Annotated in this window: 23 protein-coding genes; 15 read left to right on the forward strand and 8 right to left on the reverse strand. The window is 49.3% G+C overall.

Going from position 1 to position 26,263, the window contains the following annotated elements; all coding sequences use genetic code 11:
- The 7 genes from BOC67_RS22690 to BOC67_RS22720 all read left to right on the forward strand — a co-directional run.
- A partial coding sequence (locus tag BOC67_RS22690) for a hypothetical protein (protein ID WP_291913982.1) occupies positions 1-294 on the forward strand: 294 nt, incomplete at its 5' end.
- Positions 285-758, forward strand: coding sequence for an SMI1/KNR4 family protein (locus BOC67_RS22695; RefSeq protein WP_291913985.1), 474 nt, complete (start codon positions 285-287; stop codon positions 756-758). The genes BOC67_RS22690 and BOC67_RS22695, both read left to right, overlap by 10 nt.
- 240 nt (positions 759-998) lie before the next feature.
- Positions 999-1,415 carry a hypothetical protein gene (locus tag BOC67_RS22700; RefSeq protein WP_291913988.1) on the forward strand — a complete coding sequence of 139 codons (417 nt, stop codon included), beginning with the start codon at positions 999-1,001 and terminating at the stop codon, positions 1,413-1,415.
- Between the two features lie 126 nt (positions 1,416-1,541).
- Positions 1,542-1,835: a transposase gene (locus tag BOC67_RS22705; protein WP_291913991.1), complete on the forward strand. Its 294-nt coding sequence runs from the start codon at positions 1,542-1,544 to the stop codon at positions 1,833-1,835.
- The gene (locus BOC67_RS22710; protein ID WP_291913994.1) at positions 1,829-2,737 is read left to right on the forward strand and encodes an IS256 family transposase; all 909 of its coding nucleotides are present in this window, start codon (positions 1,829-1,831) and stop codon (positions 2,735-2,737) included. Before BOC67_RS22705 ends, BOC67_RS22710 begins: the two co-directional genes overlap by 7 nt.
- A 575-nt stretch (positions 2,738-3,312) precedes the next feature.
- Entirely contained in the window at positions 3,313-3,633 is a 321-nt protein-coding gene (locus tag BOC67_RS22715) for a hypothetical protein (protein ID WP_291913996.1), read from the forward strand.
- A gap of 150 nt (positions 3,634-3,783) precedes the next feature.
- The gene (locus BOC67_RS22720; RefSeq protein ID WP_291913999.1) at positions 3,784-4,065 is read left to right on the forward strand and encodes a hypothetical protein; all 282 of its coding nucleotides are present in this window, start codon (positions 3,784-3,786) and stop codon (positions 4,063-4,065) included.
- A 193-nt stretch (positions 4,066-4,258) separates the two neighbouring features.
- Here the strand turns inward: BOC67_RS22720 and BOC67_RS22725 are convergent, their stop codons facing one another.
- Positions 4,259-5,134, reverse strand: coding sequence for a hypothetical protein (locus BOC67_RS22725; RefSeq protein ID WP_291914002.1), 876 nt, complete (start codon positions 5,132-5,134; stop codon positions 4,259-4,261).
- Between the two features lie 100 nt (positions 5,135-5,234).
- On the opposite strand from BOC67_RS22725, the gene BOC67_RS22730 reads away from it, so the two are divergent.
- Positions 5,235-5,729, forward strand: coding sequence for an Rrf2 family transcriptional regulator (locus tag BOC67_RS22730; RefSeq protein ID WP_291914006.1), 495 nt, complete (start codon positions 5,235-5,237; stop codon positions 5,727-5,729).
- Between the two features lie 61 nt (positions 5,730-5,790).
- The gene (gene hmpA / locus BOC67_RS22735; protein ID WP_291914008.1) at positions 5,791-6,990 is read left to right on the forward strand and encodes an NO-inducible flavohemoprotein; all 1,200 of its coding nucleotides are present in this window, start codon (positions 5,791-5,793) and stop codon (positions 6,988-6,990) included.
- A 99-nt stretch (positions 6,991-7,089) separates the two neighbouring features.
- Here hmpA and BOC67_RS22740 read toward each other — a convergent pair whose 3' ends face one another.
- Positions 7,090-7,821: an FKBP-type peptidyl-prolyl cis-trans isomerase gene (locus BOC67_RS22740; RefSeq protein WP_367115585.1), complete on the reverse strand. Its 732-nt coding sequence runs from the start codon at positions 7,819-7,821 to the stop codon at positions 7,090-7,092.
- 104 nt (positions 7,822-7,925) lie between these two features.
- Here BOC67_RS22740 and BOC67_RS22745 point away from each other — a divergent pair, with 104 nt between their 5' ends.
- A complete protein-coding gene (locus BOC67_RS22745; RefSeq protein WP_291914011.1) occupies positions 7,926-9,119 on the forward strand; it encodes an acyloxyacyl hydrolase in 1,194 nt (397 codons plus the stop codon).
- A 224-nt stretch (positions 9,120-9,343) separates the two neighbouring features.
- Here the strand turns inward: BOC67_RS22745 and BOC67_RS22750 are convergent, their stop codons facing one another.
- The 4 genes from BOC67_RS22750 to BOC67_RS22765 all read right to left on the reverse strand — a co-directional run bounded on the left by BOC67_RS22750 (position 9,344) and on the right by BOC67_RS22765 (position 13,178).
- Positions 9,344-11,230: a CocE/NonD family hydrolase gene (locus BOC67_RS22750; protein WP_291914013.1), complete on the reverse strand. Its 1,887-nt coding sequence runs from the start codon at positions 11,228-11,230 to the stop codon at positions 9,344-9,346.
- 87 nt (positions 11,231-11,317) lie between these two features.
- Positions 11,318-11,665, reverse strand: coding sequence for an MmcQ/YjbR family DNA-binding protein (locus BOC67_RS22755; protein ID WP_291914015.1), 348 nt, complete (start codon positions 11,663-11,665; stop codon positions 11,318-11,320).
- A gap of 66 nt (positions 11,666-11,731) precedes the next feature.
- Complete coding sequence (locus BOC67_RS22760) at positions 11,732-12,622, reverse strand: hypothetical protein (protein WP_291914017.1); 891 nt, start codon at positions 12,620-12,622, stop codon at positions 11,732-11,734.
- Between the two features lie 43 nt (positions 12,623-12,665).
- A complete protein-coding gene (locus BOC67_RS22765; protein ID WP_291914019.1) occupies positions 12,666-13,178 on the reverse strand; it encodes a hypothetical protein in 513 nt (170 codons plus the stop codon).
- Between the two features lie 194 nt (positions 13,179-13,372).
- Between BOC67_RS22765 and BOC67_RS22770 the strand changes: the two genes are divergently transcribed.
- The gene (locus BOC67_RS22770) at positions 13,373-14,626 is read left to right on the forward strand and encodes an ectonucleotide pyrophosphatase/phosphodiesterase (protein ID WP_291914020.1); all 1,254 of its coding nucleotides are present in this window, start codon (positions 13,373-13,375) and stop codon (positions 14,624-14,626) included.
- Positions 14,627-14,837: 211 nt separating this feature from the next.
- Positions 14,838-17,543 carry a hypothetical protein gene (locus BOC67_RS22775; RefSeq protein ID WP_291914022.1) on the forward strand — a complete coding sequence of 902 codons (2,706 nt, stop codon included), beginning with the start codon at positions 14,838-14,840 and terminating at the stop codon, positions 17,541-17,543.
- A gap of 141 nt (positions 17,544-17,684) precedes the next feature.
- Here the strand turns inward: BOC67_RS22775 and gcvP are convergent, their stop codons facing one another.
- Positions 17,685-20,546, reverse strand: a complete 2,862-nt coding sequence (gene gcvP, locus BOC67_RS22780) for an aminomethyl-transferring glycine dehydrogenase (protein WP_291914023.1) — start codon at positions 20,544-20,546, stop codon at positions 17,685-17,687.
- 164 nt (positions 20,547-20,710) lie between these two features.
- Here gcvP and BOC67_RS22785 point away from each other — a divergent pair, with 164 nt between their 5' ends.
- Positions 20,711-21,205: a YkgJ family cysteine cluster protein gene (locus tag BOC67_RS22785; RefSeq protein WP_291914025.1), complete on the forward strand. Its 495-nt coding sequence runs from the start codon at positions 20,711-20,713 to the stop codon at positions 21,203-21,205.
- Positions 21,206-21,212: 7 nt separating this feature from the next.
- Here BOC67_RS22785 and BOC67_RS22790 read toward each other — a convergent pair whose 3' ends face one another.
- Positions 21,213-22,466 carry an MFS transporter gene (locus tag BOC67_RS22790; protein WP_291914027.1) on the reverse strand — a complete coding sequence of 418 codons (1,254 nt, stop codon included), beginning with the start codon at positions 22,464-22,466 and terminating at the stop codon, positions 21,213-21,215.
- A gap of 120 nt (positions 22,467-22,586) precedes the next feature.
- Here BOC67_RS22790 and BOC67_RS22795 point away from each other — a divergent pair, with 120 nt between their 5' ends.
- Both BOC67_RS22795 and BOC67_RS22800 read left to right on the forward strand, forming a co-directional pair.
- Positions 22,587-23,807 (forward strand): PQQ-dependent sugar dehydrogenase, encoded by a 1,221-nt coding sequence (locus BOC67_RS22795; RefSeq protein ID WP_291914029.1) that lies wholly within the window; start codon positions 22,587-22,589, stop codon positions 23,805-23,807.
- A gap of 173 nt (positions 23,808-23,980) precedes the next feature.
- The gene (locus tag BOC67_RS22800) at positions 23,981-26,098 is read left to right on the forward strand and encodes a carboxy terminal-processing peptidase (RefSeq protein WP_291914031.1); all 2,118 of its coding nucleotides are present in this window, start codon (positions 23,981-23,983) and stop codon (positions 26,096-26,098) included.
- Positions 26,099-26,263: the final 165 nt, after the last annotated feature.

A 26,263-nucleotide genomic window follows, 5' to 3' on the forward strand; every position in this document is an offset into this window, starting at 1 on the left:
TTTTCATGGTCAAGATTAAAGTTAATGAATCAATTCATAACTCTAATTCTTATGGCCGAAGTTCGGGGAAGTCTACAAGGACAACAGGCGGTACAGCAAACAATCAACGTTACAAAAAACCTTACAAAATCGCAGGTTAGAAGAATGGCCCGACAGGGATTGCTTAAGGAATGGGTAGAGGATCAGCTGGTGAAATATAGTCAATCAATAGCAAAAGGTGGAGATAAGCTTAAGAATACTCAACTTATGCATCGGAAAGAGCTAATGGAAAAAATACTTAGTTTATGGGATTAGAAACATTGAAATCAAATATTAACAGATTAATAGATTATTGGACAGAGCAAGGACTTGTGATCAACTCCAATTCGTTATATGATATTGATGCGTTTGAGTCTAGAAAACATATCCACTTACCTGATGACTTTAAAGAGTATTTTTCTAGGGTGAATGGGATGCCTTCTTACTATCCGAATAATATAGATAACGAGGGATTTTTATTTTATCCTTTGGAGAAGCTAGTGACTTTACAGGAAGAATTTGCTATGGAGAATGCGATTGAGTGTAATAGTTGTATTTTAATATTTGCTGAATATATGCATAAAAGTTGGTGGTATGGAGTGCAGTTGAATGATATAAGTGGAAATTATGAGATTGGTATTATTCCCGATAAAGAAAGGTTTAAGTCAATTACAGCATCATTGTCCACTTTTATTGATCTATATCTGCAGAATGCTTCCGTACTTTATCAGTATGAATAATCAATGAGGGTATATAATTAGAAAAGCCGCAGGTAGAATGCTTGCGGCTTTTTCGATTACCGTGAATATGCTTTTTTAGTGGGCTGGTTACGGGAAAGAGTCACCAATTTTAAAATCAGCTTATGGTGTCAGATCCAACTTCAAATATGGTGTCTTTTATAATTCCTTATTATAATTTAGGTGGAGTAAATGTAACCGCGCCAGACATTAAGTAAAAGGATTAAAAGTAAAAGGTATAATATGCGGAATATACTTGTAAGTGCAATTCTTCTTATTGTTTTGAATATTTTTTTCACTAAATCGGGCTATAGTCAATTTCAAAAGCCAGTTGTTGGTGCATTAATAGAGTATGAGGATTTTGCAACTAGTACTGTTGAGAATGTACCTTGTGATTTTTTCAAGGAAGCATTCGCAGGAACAATCAGGCGCGTGGATATAAAAGATAGGGTTGATCTTAAACGGTTAGCTGGTTATGCTAATGAATTTAAGATGGTTAAACCCAAGCCTATAGATGTTCGGGTATTATTAACCATTTGTTATAGCGAAACAAAAGAAGAATATTGTATGGATCGTTGGGGCCTTTTTGTGAACAAGTGGACTGCGAAGTATTACAGTAATAAGCGACTGGCAGATTATATTTTGAAAAGATGTCGATAGAGAAAGGTTGAACTAGAATATGCTTTTTTATTTTTGTTGTAGACACTATAACAAAAACTGTGTAAACATAGAAAATCGGGGCTCGTAAGAGCTCCGATTTTTTTACTTTTAAACTTTATACAGGCTATGAAAACCGAGGATTTTTTATCAGACGACCTTTTGAAGCAGTTTAAGACTGGGCAGCAACTCAACGATTTTCTGGGTCAGATTCAGAAACGAGCCATTGAGAAGATGCTGGAAGGCGAACTGGATGGGCATTTAGGCTATGAGAAGAATGAGCAAAGAGGCAGCAAAAATGCCCGCAAAGGGTATGGCAAGAAGAAGATCAAAACCCAATATGGGGAATCAGAAATCAAGGTCCCACGTGACCGGGATGCCAGCTTTAATCCCATGATCGTTCCAAGCGGGAAAGCATGGTAGAAGGTATTGAACAAGTGATAGTGTCCCTCTACGCTAAAGGCATGAGTGTAAGTGATATCGAGGAACAGATCAAGGATGTTTACAAATTTGAAGTATCTGCGACAACAATCAGCCGGATCACTTCGCGGGTAGCTGAGGACATTGTTGCGTGGCAGAACCGGCCTCTGGAACGAGTTTATCTAACCGTGTGGATGGATGGCATTGTGTTCAAGGTTAGGGAGAATAGCAAAGTGGTCAATAAAACGGTTTACATTGCCGTGGGCCTGCGTCAGGATGGTTTTAATGAGGTGTTGGGCATGTGGCTGGGCAAGAGTGAATCTGCAGCCTACTGGATGGCCGTGCTGACCGATATGAAGGCCCGGGGCATGGAAGACATCCTAATCACTGCTACTGATAACCTAAACGGCTTTACCCAAACCATCCGCACTGTGTTCCCGCAATCGGCTTCCCAGGTCTGTGTCGTCCACCAGATCCGCAATAGCTGCCGCTACGTAGTTTGGAAAGACAAACGTGAGTTCAGCCATGACATGAAGGATATCTACGCGGCGCCCACACGACAGGCTGCTCAGGCCGGTCTGCAAGACTTGGAAGCCAAATGGGGTAGGAAATATGGGTATGCTATCAAAAGCTGGAAGGACAACTGGGAAGAGCTGACCGTCTTTTTTGACTTTCCCATTGAAATCCGGCAGATCATCTACACCACCAACCTGATTGAAAACCTGAATGGCAAGATCAGGAAGTACACCAAGAACAAACTATCCTTCCCTACTGATGATGCAGTGCTCAAATCTGTGTACCTGTCCTTGAGAGAGGTAACAAAAAAATGGACAATGCCAATAAGAAACTGGGGCATTGTCCTAGATCAATTTTTGACTATTTTTGAAAATAGGATCAGAATATAAATCCTGCCACGAACCTCGTTTTTTAAAACTTACACAGTTAATGATATAGTCTCTTGTTATTAAAAATGGCTAAAGTAAATTTTTTTCATATTGTATTGTCTATTTTTTTAAAATACATTCTATACTACGTCATATTTATTGTAATGAATTACGATATAAGGAATGTTTCAACAACTGTTAACCTTGAAGGCATACTATATACTGTTTTAATATTATTACCCTTACCGCTAATAAACACTTTGCTCTTTTCCATCCCTTTGTATTATGCCTTTCGAATAAAGCTGGGTTATGCAGCCATTATTTGGTTAAGCGTTTTGGTAGCAGAGTACTATATATTTACGAGGTTGACTTCTCAGCGCTTAGTTGACAAGTATGGATTGTTGAATGCACTTATCTCCCTCGCGGTGCTTTTAATTGCTATTAATAAAGTTTTGCAAAGTCAGAGAGAGGAACTGTAGATATGCAGTCCGCCGTAGCCCGGTCCTTATAAGATGTTGGTAATGCAATGGAGGTCAACAGAAATTATTGTCAATGACAGGAAATTAATAACTTAGCATGTGATAAATTGGAGGTCTATGGGGGCATTTAACGTGTTGATCGCAGAGGTCTTATGTCCGGACTGCACCAAGAAACATGATGGCCGTATCCAATTTAAATTTGGTAATACCTGGCAGTTAATATATCAGGTTGGCGATATAATTAAATGGGGTGGTAACGATATAGGTAACTCCGATTTGAAAAAAGTTAAAGTGTATGGAATCATTGAATCTGGACTATGTCCTTATTGTAATAATTGTAATATTGTTGATGAGTATGACATTTTAATTAAGGATACCGCGGGTGCTAGGTGTAGCCCCCATCCGGAATATTCAAGATTATGTGGATGGGAATGGTAATTTTATAGTGATTGAATAGCTGTAACCTCTTTCCGTCTGTGATTCGTAGATCCACAGTTGTTGGGAATATTGCTTACACTTTATGCTTTATCCTTTTGAATCCTCAATTTTGCAACTCGTTAACCTTTCATGTAAAACCAATTAATCATCATGGAATTCATTTGGCTCTTTAATGGAGAAATGGGCCGCTTTGCATCAGGGGCCTTCAGAGAGAGAAAACTTGCAGAAGACTGGATAAGGACCCACCAGCTAACTGGCATACTTACGAAGTACCCAATTAATGTTGGTGTTTATGACTGGGCTGTTAAAGAGGGTATCTTTAATGTAAAGAAGGAAGAACACAGAACTTCATCTTTTATTGGTAGGTTCACATCAGCCGCACAGGAACATTATCATTATGTGAACGGTGAAATAGACGGATCTGACCAATAAAGTTGGACTATTTCCTACCTGGATTTTTCTGTGATACTTGGAGAGCTCTAAGACTTAATTATTGCCTAAGTTAAGCTATGATATGTAAGTAGAATGAGATCATGGGTTGAACACCAAATAAAACCTCCTTACATCCCACTTACCCTTACCCCATGACCATGGATAAAGATAAGTGAGATGCCGCCATTCTATCCTAATTCGCCTTCACCCACTTATACCCAATCACCATCTCGCTCGTTCCATCATTCACCTTCTGCTCCTTCAGCGTCCCATCCGCATTAAAAGTAGTAGTAAAGTTGTAAGTAACAGGGGTGGTGGCGCCATTCGCATTAAGCGTACCTTCAATTTTGCTGATGTTGTTGGTGCCACAGCTATGAATCAGGTCAGCGCCTTCATAGAAGTAATAATACATTACGGGATTAATGGTAAATAAAGGCTTTAAGGGATTTGGCTTCGCGTCATATGTATAATTCAGCGTGGTGGTATATACGGAATTGCGCGTGCTGCCATCAGGGCCTTTGTAAAAACTGCCATCCTTGTTGATGAACGTAGCCCAGTTGCCGTTGTTATAGATGAACTCCAGGTAGTTCAGGTAGCGGTATTCAGGGGATTTATCCTGCAGGGTGTCTTTGGAGCCTACCAGGGTTACCTGTTTGTTGGCATTTAGCTGGATGTACAGGGAGTCCGGTGCGGAGGGGATGCTGCCGTTGAAAGTGCGGACCCGCAGGATCTTATTATCCTGGTAAATCAGCGTGTCCGTTTCGCTGCCTTTGGTGACATCCGTAACTTTTACCTTACGGCAAACTTTGTTGTTATCATAAAAGAACTCAAAATTGTAGGTGTAAGTTTTGAGGTCTTCATCAGCGGTGAAGAATTTGCTAATCGTATAATCATCATTGTACACAAAGCTATCCATAGGTATGCCATTGTGAGTGATGACAGTTGGCATGAACACAATCTCAACCGGGTCGATTGGCGTTACAGGTTCATCATCGTTCTTTTTACAAGAGGTGACTACAGTAGCTAAACACAGCGCGACTACTGCCAGGCGGGTAAACATAGTTTTCATAGATTTGGTTATTTATGTAAAGATGCTATTTTTTTCTCATTTAAATAATGGTGTAAATTATAGGGCTAGACAAGTTTATCTGTATTAATAAAAGATATTTTTGTCTTTTATTGATTCCGTATATACCTTTGCTCCGGAAACTTTTGCGGACGATTATATGGCTATCTTTTCCAAAACATGCGAGTACGCAATGCGGGCAGTATTTTATGTGGCGCAAAAGTCACATGAAGGGCAAAAGGTAGGCATTAAAGAAATCGCGGAACAGATTAATTCCCCCGAGCCTTTCCTCGCAAAGATCCTGCAGAAGCTAAGCCGGGAGCGACTCATACAATCCGTAAAAGGGCCGAACGGCGGCTTCTATTTCGATGCGGTATCTCTTAACCGGCCGCTCGCCGATATCGTTTCCGCCATTGATGGCAATGATATCTTTACCGGGTGCGGCCTCGGGCTGACCTATTGCTCAGAGAGCAATCCCTGCCCGCTGCACGATGAATTTAAAAAAGTTAGAAACCAAATCACCCACATGCTGAACAATACCACCATCGGGAAATTCAACATGGGATTGATAAAAGGAAAATTTACCCTCAATAAATAGTTCCTTTTTTTTATAATAATAAAGGACAAAAAAGTCTTTTAATTTTTTAAAGAGAAATCAGATGACACCAGATCAGCAACAACTCGTAAAAGCAACAGTGACCGTACTCAAAGCGCACGGGGTAGCCCTTACCACTCATTTTTATAACCGTATGTTTACCCACAACCCGGAACTGAAGCACATTTTCAACATGGGTAACCAGGTAAACGGTAAACAGCAAACTGCCCTGGCCATGGCCGTGCTGGCCTATGCGGAACATATCGACAACCCGGCAGTACTCATGCCCGTGATAGACAGCATCGGGCATAAGCACACCAGCCTCAGCATCCGTGCGGAACATTATGCCATCGTGGGGCAACACCTCCTTGCGTCTATCGCGGAAGTATTAGGAGAGGCGGCAACGCCCCAGCTGCTGGACGCCTGGGCCACCGCCTACCGGCAGCTCGCAGGTATTATGAGCGGCCATGAACAATCTCTCTATCACCAACAACTGGAAAAGAAGGGAGGGTGGACAGGCTGGAAACCTTTTACCGTAAAACAGAAGACCAAAGAATCAGCGGAAATCACCTCCTTCTACCTCTACCCCGCAGATAACGGACCTGTGGCCGACTTCCAGCCAGGCCAGTACATCAGCCTGCGCCTCTTCCTGCCGGAACTGCAGCTGATGCAGCCTCGCCAGTACAGCATTTCCTGCGCGCCAAACAGGCAATACTACCGCATCTCCGTTAAAAGGGAAGCCGGCGCCGTTCATCCGGACGGTATGATCAGCAACCGCCTCCATGATCATGTACACGAAGGCGATATCGTGGAATTATCCGCGCCGGCAGGCACTTTCACGCTCGATCCTTCCAACGGCCGGCCAAAAGTATTTATCAGCGGCGGGGTGGGGCAAACGCCGCTCCTGTCCATGCTGGAAACGCTCACCGCCCAACAGCCGGAAACGCCGGTCACCTGGGTGCATGGCTGCCGGAATGAATCCGTACATGCTTTTAAAGATCAGCTGGCCACCCTGGCAGATCGCCATAACCACTTCAACTATCATATTTTCTATGATCAACCGGAAGTAAAAGCGCAATACACCGGTTGGGTGGATTTATCTGCAATCAAAGAAAATGTACTGCAGCCGGATGCGGATTACTACATCTGCGGCCCGGCGCCGTTCATTGCCAAACACTATAGCTTCCTGGTGGAAAATGGTGTGGGTACTGATTCCATCCACTTCGAAGAGTTTGGCCCGGCTTCATTACAGCTGCATAACTGATCCTATAACGGCCACGTATAAACGAAAAACTCCCGCTACAAGCGGGAGTTTTCCTTCGTATAAATAAATTACTTTTAGCCTTTAACGGCCATCTATCCCTTATTTCACAATTTCCAACAACTCTACTTCAAACACCAGCGCACTGCCCGGACCAATTTTCGGACCCGCCTGACGATCGCCGTACGCCAGGTCCGCAGGAATGAACAGTTTCCATTTGGAACCTACCGGCATCAGCTGCAGGGCTTCTGTCCAGCCTTTGATTACCCCGCTCACCGGGAAGGAAATCGGCTCGCCTCTTTCCACGGAGCTGTCGAACACGGTACCGTCGATCAGCGTACCATGGTAATGCGTTTTTACTTTATCGCTCAGGGTTGGCTTAGCGCCGTCGCCTTCCTTGATAATCTGGTATTGCAGGCCGCTTGGCAGCGTTACCACACCTGGTTTGGTTTTATTTTCTGCCAGGAATTTTTCGCCAGCTTCCTTGTTCTTAGCGAATTTCTCCGCCTTCAGTTGCTGTAAATAATTACTGATACTCATATCTGCTTGATCTTTTGTTAATAATGGAGGATTCTTTTTGAGCACGTCGCTGATAGCCCTGCTGAGCATCGCTACATTGACGTTGCTCATGTCCTGCGCTTTGATGTTTTCCGCGATGCTTAACCCGATGCCGTAACTAACGCTGTCGATACGGGTTTTTAACACGGTCGACTTAGCGGCGGCTGGCCTGGCAGCCGGTTTTGCGGCAATTGGCTTAGCAGCAGGTTTGGTTTGGCTGAAACCTTTTACAGATAATAATCCCAGTGCTCCAAGGAGGATGTATTTCTTTACCATAAATTGTATTGATAGCCTTTGTTATATAAGGGTTCCGGCCGCAAGTTAAGTAAATCCAACAAAAACAATCTGCCATTTGTTGTGGATGGAAGACCAATGGCCTTATGAAGCAATTTACCATATTTTGTTACCTGCTGTTCCTGCCGGCTTTTCTCTTTGCACAGGAGGGTGACCTGTGGCAGAAAGCCAAATTGGATCCCAACCTGGGCAGTCATCAGTTCCTGGAGTTAAAGTACCATTCGGGTGTGCATATATACGAAGGCAATGAGCTGAAGTCGGCACTGGACGGAGGCTACCACTCCTTTGAACTCCGCCTCGGCTGGCAGTCCGCCGGGAAGCAGAACTGGCAGCGGGTGTTTAACTGCCCCAGCTACGGGGTTGGCTTGTACACCGGCAACATTGGCGATCCCCGGGAGTTGGGCAATCCTTCCGGCCTCTACGGCTTCTTTTATGCGCCCATCCGCCGCCGGCCCAAACATCATTTTGAAGCCGGTTTATCCCTTGGCGTTACATACGACCTGGCGCCCTACGATTCCATTAAAAACCCCAGCAACGATGCCATCGGCTCAAAGATAGACGTGTACTTCAACCTGGACGTTGGCGGCGTCTGGAAAATCTCCAACACGTTCGATATCGTCTACGGTTTGGATATCACGCACTTTTCCAATGGCCGCACCCATACGCCGAATATGGGCCTCAACATGGTGGGCGGCAACGTAGGGCTGCGTTACAACTTCAATGCTGTTTCCAAAGTATTCCGCACGCAGATCGACAGCCACTACATTGCGCCGCGGCGGCCTACCTACATCCTGCAGCCCATTTACCCCGTGAAGCACTATCACCAGTTAGCGCTCTATGGCGCGGTGGGCTTTGTGCAGCTCAGCAGCGATTTCGGCATTAAAGCCACCTATACCACCGCCTCCCTGGTGCTGGATTACAGTTACCGCTACAGCAATTTCGGCAGCTTTGGCGCAGGGCTGGACGGCTTTTACGACGGTAGCCTGGGCTACGTATATACGGACCGTTACGGCGCGGCGACTACCTTAGATAAAATGCTCCTTGCCGTTCACGGTAGCCATATGCTGCATATCAGCCGCTTCGAGATCGTTACCCAGCTGGGCGCTTATCTCGCGCAGCGGGACGATCAGAAAGGGAAGTGGTTTCTTCGTGTAGGCCTCCGGTATAATATCAATAAACGGGGATTCCTGCAGGTAGGACTTAAAACCCTGGACGGCGGTGCTGCGGACTGGATTGAGTGGGGAGGTGGCGCGAAGCTGCGTTTTGGAGAACAGCGATAGTAGCGAATACTTAATCCGGCAGCGGGCCTTCGTACCGGGGAACCGCGCCCGTACAAAATACCAGTTACGGCATAGCAAAATGCGTTTCGGAGAACGGCGCCCTTGCAAACCCTCGCCGCCACGGCATACCGCTCAGCTACTCACTCCATGAAAACGGGGAGAGCCTGAGTTGCGTACTCAAATCTCTCCCCTAAAAAATATAAAAACGCCGAAGGCGTAACCAACTATTTCACCACCGGCAACAGCACGTTGCTCGGATGCGCGGCATCATGGTAAATGCGGATGTCCGCCTTCTTAAAGTCCTTCGCATCCGCCTTGTAGATGTCCATAAACTGTTGCGGATTGCGGTCTACCAGCGGGAACCAGCTGCTCTGCACCTGGATCATAATGCGGTGGCCTTTCTTGAAGGTATGCGCCACATCAGGCATGGTGAACTTCACTGCGGACGGCTGGTTAGGCACAAAAGCTTCCGGCTTTTCAAAGCTGTTGCGGAACTTGCCGCGCATAATTTCCCCGCGTACCAGCATCTGGTAACCGCCCATCGGGTAAGTGGCGGAAGGCACCCGGCGATGCTCGGATGGCGCATCTTCCTCATATTTGAAATCATCCGGGAACACGTCGATGAGTTTCACGACAAAATCCGCGTCGGTGCCGCTGGTGCTGGCCACCAGGTCGGCAATCACCGGGCCGGCCAGGGTTACGTCCTGGTCGAGGATGGCGGATTGGAATACGGCTACATCCGGGCGGCGGCTCGCAAAGCGCTGATCGTCCGTCATGTAATTGATCGTGCGGGAAAAATGCACATCTTCCGTATAGGGCACGGGCTTGTTCGGGTCGCTCACATACTCGGTGAAACTATTGGCGGCAGTCGGTTTAGTGAACGAGAGGCCGCCATCGGGCTGCAGGTAGGCCGGTTGCTCCTGCATATCGGCCGGAGGCCATGCCGGCAGGCGTTTCCAGGTGTTTTCGCCGGTGAAGAAGATGGTAGCTTCCGCAATATCAGGCGCCTGGCCTTTGCCTTTCAGGTAGTAGTTGAAGAAAGGAATTTCAATATTGTTCGCGTAATATTCGGAGGTATTGCTGTCAAAACGAACATTGCCGAGGTGGGTGCCATCGTTGGAAGCCCATTGCCCGTGGTACCATGGCCCCATCACAATGCGGTTATTGGCGCCTTTGCTCTGCGTTTCGATGGCTTTGTAGGTATTCCATGCGCCAAAGCAGTCTTCCGCGTCAAACACGCCGCCTACTTCCAGCATGGCCGGCTTGAGGTTGGTCAGGTAAGGACGCACGTTGCGGGCTTTCCAATAGTCGTCATAGTTAGGATGCTCGTACATTTCATGCCAGAAGGCCACGCTGTCGCCGATGATTTTCGCGAAGTTCTTTAGCGGGCCTGTTTCCAGGTAAAATTTATAGTTATCGCGGTTAGGCCAGTCAAAGCCTTTGGGGCCCTGCGTGGTAGGCTTCGGATGCGGATGATCGAACACGGTGTAGAAGGAGAAGGCGTCTGAAATAAAGAAGGCCCCGTTGTGATGGAAGTCGTCGCCCATGAACCAGTCGGTAACAGGAGCCTGCGGACTAACGGCCTTCAGTGCGGGGTGCCCGCTAAGCGCAGCCATGGTGCTGTAAAAGCCGGGGTAGGAGATACCGAACACGCCTACGTTGCCGTTGTTGCCGGCAACGTTTTTGGTAAGCCAGTCGATGGTATCGTAGGTATCGCTCGCTTCGTCAATATCTTTCTTGCCTTTCTTCGGGTTGTACGGGCGCACGTTTACAAACTTGCCTTCGCTCATCCAGGTACCGCGCACATCCTGTATTACCATGATGTAGCCTTCCCTCAGGTATTGTTTGTAGTGGTTGCGGTAAAACGGACGGAATTCAGTAGCTCCGTATGGCGCGCAGCTGTAGGGCGTGCGGGTCATCAGGATCGGATGCTTTTCCGATTGGTCTTTGGGAATGTAGATGGAAGTAAAAAGTTTAACCCCGTCGCGCATGGGAATATACACTTCCTTTTTGGTGTAGTGCTCATACATCCAGAGTGAATCCTGGTTGATGGCTTTTGTTACAAATGGGAATAACAGCGTGGCGCAGGCCAGCAGCAGCCATGTTCTCATAAACAGTTATTTTTTAGAATGGCGTAAAATAACAAAAAGCCGGATTATTCCGTAGCTGAAAAGGATGTGCGGTAAAAATGGCGAGGGTTATCCCAGGGATTCCCGGTCTTTTTTGGGTAGCCCTTTCACCACCAGGTCATAGGAGTTTTTGGTCCATTCCAGTATTAGTTTATTGGGGAGATGGGAATGCATATCCACTGTATTCCAGTGTTTTTTGTTCATGTGGTACCCCGGGGTAACGCCATCGTAACGTTCCCGCAATTCGATCGCCTCCTCCGGATCACACTTCAGGTTAATGGACTCAAACAGTTCAATGTCAGTCAGGGCAAACATTTTGCCTTTTACTTTAAACACCAGCGTTTGTTCCCCGAACGGGAATTCTTCCGTAACGCCGGGGAGGGAAAGGCAGTATTCTCTGAATTGTTCTATGTTCATAAACTACATTGCTGAAATTCCGTTACAATGTAACGAAATTTCAGCAATGAAATGAGTCTTCAGCGACTAGTGTTGCTGGTAGTAAAAGTGGATATTGTATTTTTTCCGTACCGGCTGATCGCGTTCATCCAGCTCGTATTTCACGTACGATTGTTCCACGGGCAATTGCGTGGCGGGATCGTACTGATAGCTGCAGTAAACGGTTTGCTGGTCCGTCGTATTTTTCAGCCCGCTGTATTTATGCAGCGTGGTTTGTTTGACGAGGTTATTGGATGCGTCCGCAAAAAGCACGTTACGGTCGAATGTTTCGAGGGCAATGGCCGGGTAGTCGCGGCAGAGCGGCGTAAAAGGATTCGGATTGGCATCATATTCCTGGTCGGTGATCACTTCGTGCTGCAGATATTGCTTCCGCGCGGTGTCCTGCTGGAAGTAGTTGAATGCGATGAGTCGCCCCGGGTTGCTGCCGTAATACTGTATATCATTGTAGTACACGTAGGGCAGGTTATCCGCGAGGATGGTATCGTCGTCGCCTATACGAACGGGCTGGCCGGCGCTGTTGGTCCTTACCTGCAGCGTATCCGCCATGATGTTGGAGGAACGTACGGAAATGCTGTACCTGGTAAAGCCGGTGGCGCGGTAATCGACGGAGTCGATCTCCATCAGTTCACTGCCCCAGTATTCCAGTACTTTCATGACTTTACCTTCCGGGCCGTAGATGTACTGGTTATGGGCATCCCAGCGGCCGGTGATATCGTCATAGAACCAGATTTCGGAGAGGCGGCCTTCCGGGCTATAGATAATACTATCCGTTGGCTGCCCGTTGACAGCTATTTTTTGCAGCAGCACTAATGGCTTTTTTACTATTTGTTTTTCCTCACGAATCAATCTGGCTGAGAGCAGCAACATGCACAGCACAGCGGCGGAAAGCAGCAGGAGCCTGGAAGGGATCGTTTTCATAGGAATAAGGTGCAATAGGGAAGTAGAATTTTTTTGCCGGGAATTATTTTTTATTGATAGAAATAATTACCCTCGAATAACGCGCGTACGAAATTTCCACTTCCTGGCCCGCCTTGAATCCTTCGAGCGTGCCCCGCATCCAATAGAACAGGCGTTTGCGGTTGGAATCCACTTTCACGGAAAAGTTTGTTTGCGTGTCGTTGTTCTCCTGGTACACCGCTTCCAGCGGCGCCTGGATATGCCCTTTCTGAAGGGTGGAAAGGTCACGCTTGATGGCCCAGTAACGGATGTCGGTTACCTTGATCAGGGCAAATATCAGCGCAATCACAAAGCAGATCAGCCATACCCAGAACCAGATGTTGGTATAGGAAAATAATGACTGGTCAGCATCCCCCAACGTATTGTGCGTGTAGAGATAAATCTGAGGAATGACAGCTGCGATCACTAATAAACTGACGCCGATCAGGAAAAACTTGGTTAGCTGGCGCTTGTTCTGCTTGAGGGCTTCCTGTAATAAGAAGTTCTCCTCCGTTGTCATAAAGGTGTAGTCGGACATAAAGATAGGTTTTTCAGCTCGCTAATATATATAAAATTAATCAATTAAAGAAATTTACATATGTTTATTTAAATCAATTAATTAGGTGTTAACATGACGGTCCGGGCAGGGTAGCCATTAATTGCCTAACTTGCAGCACCATTAACCCATTCATGTTGTTAGCTCCCTCTTAGATCATCATTAAAACAGTCATTTTGAAACGGTTACTATTAGTTTTTGCAGCGGTATTGCTTTCCGGCCTGGAATTATTAGCACAGGATACGACTCAGCAAATGGTAGCGGGTCGTGTAAACAGCGCCTCGAATCAAACAAGGCCATATGTCATACTGGTATCCATCGATGGGTTCCGGTACGACTATGCGGAGAAGTACCAGGCGCAGAACCTCCTGCGCCTCTCCCAGCAGGGCGTGCGCGCGACGGCTATGCAGCCATCTTTTCCATCGCTTACTTTTCCGAATCACTATTCCATTATCACGGGGCTGTATCCGGCGCATCACGGCCTTGTGGATAACCTCTTCTGGGACAGGAAGCGGCAGGAGAGATATCGTGTAGGCGACACCGTTAGCGTTGGCGATGGTACCTGGTATGGCGGTACTCCGCTATGGGTACTGGCTGAAAAGCAGAAGATGCTCAGCGCCAGTTATTTCTGGGTAGGCTCCGAGGCGGCCATACAGGGCATACGGCCTACCTATTACTTTAAATACCAGGAAAAGACCGGTATTGATACCCGCATTGCGCAGGTGGTAAACTGGCTGAAACTGCCGGAAGAGCAGCGCCCGCACCTGATCACTTTTTACTTCCCGGAAGTGGACCATATGGGGCATGGCTTCGGCCCTGATTCCGACAGCGTGCGCGCCGCCGTACACTTTGTGGATGAAGCCATCGGCCGCATGACGGCGGAAGTTGCCAAACTCAACCTGCCGGTGAATTTCATCATCGTTTCCGATCATGGGATGTTAGCCGTGGATACGGTGAATACCATTGTTATCCCGGAGGATAGCGCGCTGGCTAAACTGAAAGTGATGCCGGGTGGTGAAAAGGTGATGTACTATGGCAACAGCGAAGAGGAAATTGCCAACGCCTATCACTTCCTCAAACGCCACGAAAATCATTATACCGCTTACCGCAAGCAGGAAACGCCGCTGCGCTGGCATTACGGGCAGGAAGATATTTACGGCCGCATAGGGGATATCATCCTCCTGGCAGAACCGGGCTATGCGTTTAAAGGCGGTTCAAGAAGAATGCATCCGGGCCACCATGGCTTCGATAATAACCTTACGAATATGAACGCGGTATTTATGGCGTGGGGGCCGGCATTCAAAACCAACTACCGCATTGCTACTTTCGAGAATGTGAATATTTATCCGTTGGTGGCATACCTGCTGGGATTGAATATTACACAGCCGATTGATGGTAAGCTGGAAGTGCTGGAAAATATACTTCATTAATATATTGATCCGGGTTATTGCGCAGTGATGTTGCGTGAATTTTTTAAGAAGGGATGGCAAAAGTGCCGTCCCTTTTGCATTGTAATGCCTTTTGCGTTTCAGGATGGAAGCAGCCGGCGCCGCCACCCGGGAAATTCCCCCGGCATCTCTCCCTAAATTTTCGTAACTTAACAGTGACCCCAAATATTGTTTCCCCCAAAAAGTCAAAATCATGTTGACTAAAGCTCTCGACGTCGTTAAAGACCTGCTCGTATTGCTATTCCTCCATTTCCGGGCAGTCTTCAAAAAGCTGAATCGCGCCAAGGATGGCATTCCCCTGCGTTATCTCGCATCGGACTTTATCAGCGTGCTGCATAGTTGCGCCATGTTTACCGTTCTCACTATGCTGGCATTTTTCATTTTCAACGTACTGCCGCAAGGCAGGGATGTACTGCTTATCATCGTGGAAGAAATTGCCGTACAGCACCGGGTAGGTAGCCTGTTCTGGCTGCTGGGCGGCGTTACGGCATGGAGCGTGGTGTCCGAATTTGGAACCCGCTACAGTATTTATGTGACGGACAACTCCGGCAGAAGCCTGCCGGAAGAACGGGTGGAGTGGCGCAAGGTGGTACAGGAAACCGTTGCGCAGCTATTCCTGCTGCTGCCGTTCTTCATCGTCTTCCTCGGTTTCCTGCGCAATTACCTGCAGGATACCACCCTCACCACCAGCCAGAAGAACTGGGGCTTCGGTATTCCCGTAGGCTGCCTCTACCTGGTGATGAACCTGGTGGTCCGCTCTTACTTCTGCGATACGGAAGTGGAGCAAAAGATCGACCGGCACAAGGCTACCAACAAGCGCCTGAGCAGAGTGCCCGATAAAGTCGCCGATGCCAAGCTGGCTAAAACCATCGCGCGGCCGCAAAAGCCGGATGGCATCTTCTCCTTCTTCCAGCTCAATGAACAGGAGCAAGCCTGGTGCAGTAAGCTGATAGGGATTTACAACACCTTTGTATTCGCCATCCGCAAGCCCTCTAACTTTCAGCCTGCGATCAATGAACCGCTGGAAAAATTTACGGACCAGTTTTCCAAACTAAACAGCACTACGGAACAACTGCACTTCCTGCAACGGGAGGACCATATGCCGGATAATACCCGCATCCCCGCGGATTTTATCCCAATCAAATTCACGCAGGACCCTGACAAGCCGGATGGCCAGTTCCGCTGGGTGTTTAAAATACCGCTGGATTTCTATGCAGACCTGCACCGGCAAATCAAATGGGTATCGCTTACCTGCCTCGGGGTGTTTATCGTGGTGTGCTTCCTGCCGCTGAATATCTATCCGCTGATTGGTTCGCCGGGCCTGGTAATCATCGCTATCACCTGCTGGCTGGGCATGTACCTGGGGCTGTTGTATCTCGACTATGCGCAGCTGCGGGACAAACAGTTTTCCCTGCGCTTCCTCATCTTTGTATTACTGGTTGTCAGCTCCTTCATCAATAACGATCACCAGGTGCGTTATAATGATACCGGCCGGAACGACAACCGGCCTTCCCTCGCTACGCACTTCGACCGCTGGTTCGAGGATTATAAAAAGGATTCCCTGCATACCCGTTATTACTTCCGGTGGATACAGGATACGCCGGTGGCCAGGTTCAGGTACCCGGTGATTTTCGTGTGCGCGGAAGGGGGAGCCTTGCGCACCGCAGCTTTTGCCGCTCAAACCCTCAGTTTCCTCCAGGATAATTTTGTACGGGAAAAAGATTCCTTCATTTACCGTAAAGCGCTGGAGATGGACGATTCCGCCCGCAAAAACGGCCTTCCTGCGGATAACCTTGCCCGTTACTTCCAGCGAAAAGTAGAGCGGGAAGAAGTAGGCAAGGATTTCAAGAAAGCGGTATATGCCTATTCCGGCGTATCAGGCGGCGCGCTGGGCCTCGCGTTCTTTAACGCGATCGCCTATATGACGCCGGGCTTCAAGCGGAGGGAAGATTCCCTCAGCATCCTTACCCGCACCTTCTTCACGCAGGATTACCTCTCGCCGGTGATCGGGAAAATGTTTTACGGGGATTTCGTGAACCTGTTTTTACCATTTCATATCGAGTACTTCGACCGCGCCATAGCCCTGGAAGAAAGCTGGGAACACGGTTTTATGGAAACGGTGACCAGCAGCTCCACCGACATTTTCTCGGAAGATTTCCTATCCCTTTATCCGCAAAATCACAAATACCCTGCGCTGTTTATCAACACGACGGAAGTGGAGTCAGGGTTGCCCTGCTGGCTCACGAATGTGCGGCCGGATAGCAGTATGGCGCTGTGGCAGCGGCGCGACCTCCTGCAGCGGAAGGTCAAAGGCGGCATCAACTACAGTACCATGGTCAATTTCAGCTCCCGCTTCCCGCTGTTTTCCCCTGCTGCCAACCTGCGGCAGAACTCCAATATGAAGCTGCACTATGTAGATGGCGGATATGCGGAAAACACCGGCGCCGGCACCATGCTGGAAGTCTTGCAGGCGCTGAAAAGGAAGTCCGCCTACTTCAAAAAAGACGAAGTGGTGCCATTTGTGATCGTCCTAAAATTCAGTGATGAAAAATCGGATGATTTCGAAAACATCAACCTGGGCAACGAGGTCATGGAAGTTTTGCTGGGTATCAACAACGCCCGCAGCGGCCGGTCGACCATGGCTCTGACGCAGCTGGCGCGCTATACAGAGCGGGACCTCCACGGAAGGTTCATTGCTTTATCGCTCGATAAAACGGGCAGCCAGGTACCGCTCAACTGGGTGCTCTCCGGCACGAGCATACAGAACCTGCAAAGCGATATAGAGGAGAAGTGGAAGAACCGCATGGTCAATGACCTGAATCAATTCTTCCTGCTGAATAACGAATGTGTGCTGATGGCGGATACGGCGCGCGCGGCGGCCTGCCGGATACCAAGGTGAATAGGGGGATGACATAGTAAATAGCCGTGTCCCTTCTAAATAGCCGCATCCCTGGTAATTCGCTGTATTCTCTGGCTTATAAATAAAAAAAAAGTCCGCCGGTTCCGGCGGACTTTTACTATGTGCTTTTCCTGGTAAAACTTATGCGTTCACCTCCTCATAAGCACTAACGGGTTCGCAGGTGCAGATGAGGTTCCTGTCGCCATGCGTATTATTCACGCGGCTGACAGATGGCCAGAATTTATTCAGCTTCACATATTCCAGCGGGTAAGCGGCCTGCTGACGGCTGTAAGGATGGTTCCATTCATCAGCGGTGATTACAAACTGTGTATGTGGCGCGTTTTTAAGTACGTTGTCCTGTTTGTCGGCCCTGCCTTCTTCAATAGCGCGGATTTCTTCGCGGATAGACAGCATGGCGTCGCAGAAGCGATCCAGTTCGCCTTTGTCTTCACTTTCAGTAGGCTCAATCATGATAGTGCCGGCAACCGGGAAGCTCATGGTAGGAGCGTGGAAGCCATAATCCATCAGGCGTTTGGCCACATCTTCCGCTTCAATACCGGCAGTAGCTTTGAACGGACGCAGGTCCACGATGAACTCGTGTGCGCAGGTACCGTTGCTGCCGCTGTAGAGGATGTCGTACGCTTTTTCCAGTCTTGCCTTCATGTAGTTGGCATTCAGGATTGCGTACATAGAAGCCGCTTTTACGCCGGTATAACCGAGCATGCGGATATAAGCGTAGGAGATGAGCAGGATGCTGGCGGAACCATAAGGAGCTGCGGAAACTGCGTTGCTGGCAGCGCTGTTGTTCAGTTCCACATGGCCCGGGAGGAATGGCGTGAGGTGTTTGGCCACGCAGATCGGACCCATGCCGGGGCCGCCGCCACCGTGAGGGATCGCGAAGGTTTTGTGCAGGTTCAGGTGGCAAACGTCCGCACCGATGAGGCCCGGAGCGGTGAGTCCTACCTGGGCGTTCATGTTGGCGCCGTCCATATATACTTGTCCGCCGTACTGGTGTACGGTATCGCAGATTTCTTTCACGCTCTCCTCGTAAATACCGTAGGTAGAAGGATAGGTGATCATGATACCGGCGAGGTCTTTTGCGTGTGCTTCCGCTTTCGCTTTCAGGTCAGCCACGTCGATATAACCGTTTTCCAGCGCTTTTACTACTACCACCTTGAAACCAGCCATTACAGCGGATGCAGGGTTGGTGCCGTGAGCGGAGATAGGGATCAGCATCACGTTACGGTGACCTTCACCACGGCTCTCATGGTAATCGCGGATAACGAGCAGGCCGGCGTATTCGCCCTGGGCGCCGCTGTTTGGCTGCAGGCTGCAGGAGTCGAAACCGGTGATAGTGCTCAGGTATTGACCCAGTTCGGTGATCATCTGCTGATAACCGCCGGTCTGGTCTTTTGGTGCAAAAGGGTGGATCTTGCTCCAGTGTGCCCAACTCAATGGAATCATTTCGGTAGCTGCATTCAGTTTCATGGTGCAGGAGCCGAGGGAGATCATGGAGGTGTTCAGGGAGAGGTCCTTGTTTTCCAGCAGTTTCAGGTAGCGCATCATCAGCGATTCGCTGTGGTAGCTGTTGAAGTGCGGGTGGGTAAGGTAAGGGGAAGTACGTACCAGCGCTGAAGGGATAGCGGTTTCGGTAGCGTTGACTTCATTCGCGTCAGTATTACCTGCGCCAAATATGCCGAGGATATCGTTGATATCACCGATAGTGGTTGTCTCGTCGAGAGAGATACCAACGCTGCCGTTAGCGAAGTAACGGAAGTTGATACCTGCACCAGTGGCTTTTGCCTTCACATCGGCGCCGCTAACCACGATCGTGTCGAAGTAGTGGCTGGCTGCCAGTTGGAGGCCTTTCGCGGCGAGTTTGCCGGCGAGGGTGCTGGTCAGTTTCGCTACGCGGGTAGCGATGTTTTTGAGGCCCTGTGGACCGTGGTACACGGCGTACATAGCCGCCATATTCGCCAGCAGCGCCTGGGCGGTACAGATGTTGGAAGTAGCTTTTTCACGTTTGATGTGCTGCTCGCGGGTCTGTAAAGCCATGCGCAGTGCGCGGTTGCCCTGCGCGTCGATGCTCACACCGATGATACGGCCGGGGATAGTACGTTTGAACTCATCTTTCACGGCGAAGAATGCAGCGTGCGGACCACCGAAGCCCAAAGGCACGCCGAAGCGCTGTGCGGAGCCCAGTGCGGCGTCAGCGCCCAGCTCGCCCGGAGAGGTCAGCAGGGTCAGTGCCAGCAGGTCCGTAGCCATGGCTACATAAGCGCCGGCAGCGTGTACTTTCGCGATGAAATCCTGGTAGTTTTCAACCCCGCCAATATTGTTGGGATATTGCACCAGCGCGCCGAAGAATGTTTCGTCGATGCTGGCAGTTTTATAGTCGCCCGTTACCACCTCGATGTTCAGCGGGGTAGCGCGGGTATGGATTACGTCCAGTGTCTGCGGATAGATATGTTCATCCACAAAGAACTTAGGCCTGCTCAGGTTGGCGTGGTCCCTGTTGAGGGAGTTAAAGAACATGGTCATTGCTTCTGCGGCGGCAGTGGCTTCGTCCAGCAGGGAAGCGTTGGCAATAGGCAGTCCGGTCAGGTCGCTTACCATGGTCTGGTAGTTCAGCAGGCTTTCCAGGCGGCCCTGGGAAATCTCTGCCTGGTACGGCGTGTATTGCGTGTACCATCCCGGGTTTTCGAACACGTTACGCAGGATCACGCTGGGCGTGATGGTGTCGAAATAACCCTGACCGATATAGCTGCGGTAAACCTGGTTCTTCAATGAAACTTCTTTGAGATGGCGCAGGTAGTCGCTCTCACTCATAGCGGCAGGAATTGCCAGAGGCGTCTGCATACGGATGGCGCCAGGTACAGTTTTGTTGATCAGCTCATCCAGGCTGCCGGTACCGATGGTCTCCAGCATCTGGCTCTTTTCAGCTTCATTCGGCCCAATGTGACGGTGCACGAATTCATTTTGTTGAATATCAAAAAGATTCATGATGTAAGCAGGTAGTTTGAATAGAATGCGCAAAGCTATGACGATTTTTAGCAACCGCCAAACCTCCGCCACCAGGCTGGTTAAAACAGTGATAAAAGGACTATTTCCGGTATAAAGGAATGTCATAGTATTGTCCATTGCCGAAATACCTATCTTTGCAGCAAATGAGCAATATTTTAGAAAACTGGGAACAAAAAGCCAGGGATAAACAAAAAGCCAACAAACAGTTCCTGCAAAAATTGAATTCCCGCCGTGGTAAAGGCGTTGAGAAGCTGCTCCCGGAGCTGCATGACGAGGCATTCAGCAAGATCGACTGCCTGCAGTGCGCCGGATGTTGCAAAACTATCAGTCCGCGTTTCAAAGCCCCAGATATCAAAAGGATCTCCAAACACCTGGGCATGAAGGAAGCCGCCTTCATTGATACCTACCTGAAAATTGACAGCGATGAGGATTATGTGGTGAAGTTCAGTCCCTGCCCGTTCCTCGGCGAGGATAACTATTGCAGTATATACGATGTACGGCCGGGCGATTGCCACAACTATCCCTATACGGACAGTTACGACTTCTTCAAACGGCCCAATATTACCTATATGAACAGTACTACCTGCCCGGCAGTGTATTACGTACTGGAAAGATTAAAAGAAGAAATGAAGCTCTGACGGCAGGTCAGGGCTTCAGGTCCAGCTTGCGCATGGCAGGCGAAATAACATAGGTGGTGATCACAACGCCCAGGGTTACACAGCCGCCGAATACCACAGAGGGCACCAGCCCGATGGCCCTTGCCATAAACCCGCTTTCAAACGCTCCCAGCTCATTGGAGCTACCTACGAACATAGAACTCACAGAGGCTACACGGCCACGCATATCGTCCGGCGTTTTCAGCTGCAGGATGGTTTGGCGGATTACCACGCTCACCCCGTCAAACACGCCGCTGAACAGCAGGGCGGCCAGCGATAAAATGAAGCTGGTGGATAATCCGAATACAATGATGGTAAGGCCGAAGCAGAACACGGCTGCCAGGAGTTTAATACCGGGTTTTTTATTAAGCGGCTTATGCGCCAGGATAAACATGGTGATAAGGGAACCCACTGCCGGCGCTGATCTGAGGATACCGTATTCCAGCGAGCCTACGTGCAGTACGTCCGTCGCAAATACCGGCAGCATGGCTATGGCGCCGCCAAACAGCACGGCAAACATATCCAGCGCCATGGCATTAAGCACCACCTTGGTATTCCAAACGAACTTCATGCCTTTTGTCAGGCCTTCCAGGAAGCTTTCGCCCTGGTTTTTATAGTAGATGGGTTTGGGTTGTATTTTGAGAAGACTGTAAAGCGGCGCCAGGAGAATGAATACGACCAATAACATAGACCAGTGGACGCCAAAGAGGTAAATCAAAAATCCCCCTAAAGCCGGTCCCAGTACCCCGCCAATCTGCCAGGCGGAACTGCTCCACGTAGAGGCGTTGGCGTACAGCTGTTTGGGCACGAGGAGGGACAGTAGGGTAAAGGTGGACGGGCTGGTAAAGGCCCTGACTACGCCGCCGAGGAATACCAGCGTGTAGATCATCATCAGCACGTGATGGGTGGAGATGCCTTGCACGGCTCTATCCCAGGTGAGTAAGAACAGGCCGGTGGAAATGAACAGGTAGGCGATGATACATTTCAGCAGCAAACCCCGCTTTTCCCGCTTATCCACAATATGCCCGGCAAAGGGCGCCAGCAGTACCGCCGGTATTACCTCTGCCAATCCTATCAGGCCCAGCGCAAACGGATCTCTCGCCAGTTCATTCACTTTCCACTCAATGATGGCAAATTGCATCGCCAGTGCAAATACAATAGCAAAGCGTATTACAAGGTAATAGTTGAATTCCGGGTAACGTAGTGAAGCATATGCGTCCGCCCTGTTAGGTGTCGTGTCCAATCTGTTGAATTTTAAAACGAAGTTAAAATAAAAGCAAAAAATGCGTCATTCCGCTTATCAAATGTTTATACATTTTTCGGGGAGATGATTACTTTTATCCTGCTAAATTCCTGCACTTATATGAAAAATCATCGATTTGTAAGCCTGATCTTATTATCTGTACTAAATGCTGTAATTGTCCAGGCAGGACCCGGCACGCCGGAAGCCGAACCACCCGCGCGCAAAGTCAAGCTGCAACTGGTTACCGACAGGTTTATCTCTCCTGTAAATATGGCCGTACCCCATGATGGCAGCGGGCGGCTCTTCTTCTGCCAGAAGGAAGGAAAGGTATGGATCGTGCAAAACGGCAAGCTGCTGCCCACTCCTTTTGCGGACGTGGCGGATAAGATGGTGAAAATAAACGCCGCCTATGATGAGCGTGGCCTGCTGGGAATGGCATTTCACCCGAAATTCAAACAAAACCGCAAGGTGTACCTCTATTATAGCGCTCCCGTGGCCAACCCCGTAAAAGGACTCAATCACAAAAGCAAACTGGTGGAATATACGGTATCCGCTTCCAACCCCAACGTGGTAGACCCCGGGTCGGAAAGGGTGCTGCTGGAGCTGAACCAGCCGGAATCCAACCACAACGGCGGGCAGCTGGCCTTCGGGCCGGATGGCTACCTGTATGTAGGCCTCGGTGATGGCGGCGGTGGCGGCGACAAGCACGGCACTATCGGCAATGGCCAGGACCTCGGCACCATCCTGGGGAAAATAATCCGCATCGACGTGAATGGCATCCCTTATAAAGTGCCTGCTGACAATCCTTTCGTGAAAACCGCCGGCGCCCGCGGGGAAATCTGGGCCTATGGCCTGCGTAACCCATGGCGCTTCTCCTTTGACCGGGCAAACGGCCGCCTCTTTGCCGGCGACGTTGGGCAGAATCTTTATGAAGAGGTGGATATCATCCGGAAAGGCGGTAACTACGGCTGGCGTATTATGGAAGGGTATCACGACTTCAACGTACCTGCCGGCACGGACAAATCCAAGCTGATACCACCGATCCATGAGTACAACCATGACCTCGGCATCAGTATTACAGGCGGTTATGTATATCGCGGTTCTGCCATACCATCACTGAAAGGGCTATACGTTTTCGGGGATTATAATGGCAAGGCTTTTGTCCTGATACAGAACGGTAGTAAATGGGAACGGGCTGATTTACAATTTACCAACCGCCCCGCGGACAACCTGCAGATCCTCAGCTGGGGCGAAGATGAACAAGGGGAACTGTACATGCTCACCAGCGCCTCCACCAGCAATGGTTTCAAAGGAGCTGTCTACAAACTGGTAAAAGACTAAATAATCCTGCTGCAACCGCCAAACATAACTACTGCCTTAACCGTTATCAGCTTAGGGAGGACGGGCATTTCAGCCCGGCCAAATTTTTGTTAAAAAGGTAGATATTCCGGCTGGCAACGGATGAATTTACTTTATATTTGATTTGACAATATTTTTGTTCAATAGTGTTACATATGAGACTGAAAGTGATAATTCCGGTAGTGTTGATCAGCCTTTCCGCTGGCGTACTTGCCTTTACCAAAATGGGTCTGACAGACGATCCTCCGGGTCGGTATGAAGTGATCATGAACCTGGTAGGGCAAATGCTCAAGGAAGGTCACTACCAACCCAAACCGATAGACGATGCTTTCTCTAAAGAAGCTTTCAATAAATACCTCCGCAGCCTGGACGTAGAAAAGAAGTTTTTCCTGAAAAGCGATATTGACAGGCTGGCCCCATTGTCCACCCACATTGATGACGAACTGAAAGGCGCGCAGCTGGATTGCTTCCGCAACATCAACACCATCATCAAGCAAAGAGTGGCAGAGGCCTCCGCCATTTACCCGGCTATCCTCGCGCAGCCATTTGACTTTACCAAAGAGGAGAGCGTAGTGCTGGATGCGGATAAGATCGACTTCCCCGTTGATTCCGCCGCCCGCTATGAAGCCTGGAGGAAAATGCTGAAATACCGCACCCTCGAAAAGCTGACGGACCTGCAGGAAACCCGCGAGAAATCCAAGGAAGACAGCATTAAGAACAAAACGGATCAGCAGCTGGAAGCGGAAGCCCGCCAGAAAGTTAAGCAGATCTATGACCGTTACTTCGACCGGATTAAAAACCGCCAGGATGATAACGACCGTTTCAGCCTGTATGTAAATTCCATCACTACCACCATGGACCCGCATACGGACTACTTCCCGCCTGACGAGAAACGCCAGTTCGAGGAGCAGATGGCCGGTAAGTTCTTCGGTATCGGCGCAGGACTGCGGGAAGAAGACGGTAAGATCAAGGTGCTGAGCATCATCACCGGTTCCCCCAGCTGGAAGGAAGGCCACCTCAAGGTGAACGACGTGATCCAGAAAGTAGGCCAGGGTGATAAAGAGCCGGTAGACATCACCGGTTACCCGGTAGAAGACGCCGTGAAGCTGATCCGCGGTAACAAGGGTACTACCGTTAAACTCACGGTGAAGAGTGTAGACGGCACCGTTAAGGTCATCTCCATCGTGCGGGATGAGATCATCCAGGAGGAAACTTTCGCAAAATCAGCCGTGATCAACGGTACGCATAAAATCGGTTACATCTACCTGCCGGAGTTCTATTCCGACTTCAACGACCGCAACGGCGCCCGTTGCGCAGCGGATGTAGCTAAGGAAGTGGCCAAACTGAAGGCAGAAAAAGTAGAGGGTATTATCCTCGACCTCCGCTTCAACGGCGGCGGTTCCCTGCCGGAAGTAGTGGAAATGGCCGGACTCTTCATACCGGAAGGCCCGGTGGTACAGGTACGTAGCAGAGGCGGGGACGCCATTGTACTGCGCGACCGCGACAAGAGCGTTCAGTACGACGGTCCGCTGGCCATTATGGTCAATGAATACAGTGCTTCCGCTTCTGAAATCCTTGCTGCCGCGATGCAGGACTACAAACGCGCCGTGATCATCGGTAGCCAGCAGACGTTCGGTAAAGGTACCGTGCAGCGCCTCTTCTCCCTGGATGACTTTTATCCAGTGAAGGACGGCCAGAGCCTCGGCGCCCTGAAACTCACCCAGCAGAAGTTCTACCGCGCAAACGGTGGTTCCACCCAGCTGAAAGGCGTTTCCTCCGACATCGTGCTGCCGGACCCCTACTACGAAGTATCCGAGCGTAAAGACAGCGATGCGCTGGCCTGGGATGAGATTCCTAAATCCAATTACGAAATCTGGTCTAACCCGGTTAACGCCGAAAGCCTGAGGAAGAATAGCGAAAAGAGGATGGCCAACAGCGCCGCATTCAAACTGCTGAATGAAAACCTCGCTACGCTGAAGAAAATGGAAAAACAGGAAAGCTATTCCCTGAACCTCGCTACCTATAAAGCAGAGCAGAAGGTGAACACCGCTGCCCTGAAAAGATATGACGCGGTCAACGATAAGGTAAAAGAGCTGAACATCACTTCCATGAAAGTGGACCTGGATAAGATCGGTTCCGACACTACCAAGCTGGCCCGCAATAAAGACTGGCTGAAGGCAAGAACCAAGGATATTTACCTGGATGAAGCCGTAAACGTAATGAATGACCTGATTGCACAATCGTTACCGAAGATGCAACGTAAGCAACAGTAAAACATAAGTTCTGATTTAAAAAAGGCCGCACCGCTGCATGGTGCGGCCTTTTTTATTTGGGTTATACCGGGAAATGACGGAATAGAAAATGTAGGGAGCGTTGGCAGTGGGTGCAGGGCGGTTTTTCGTGTACGCGTACACGTGCCCTGCGGCATTAATTTCTCC

Origin of the sequence: Chitinophaga sp. CB10 (assembly GCA_001870995.2) — a bacterium.
Classification (GTDB): domain Bacteria; phylum Bacteroidota; class Bacteroidia; order Chitinophagales; family Chitinophagaceae; genus Chitinophaga.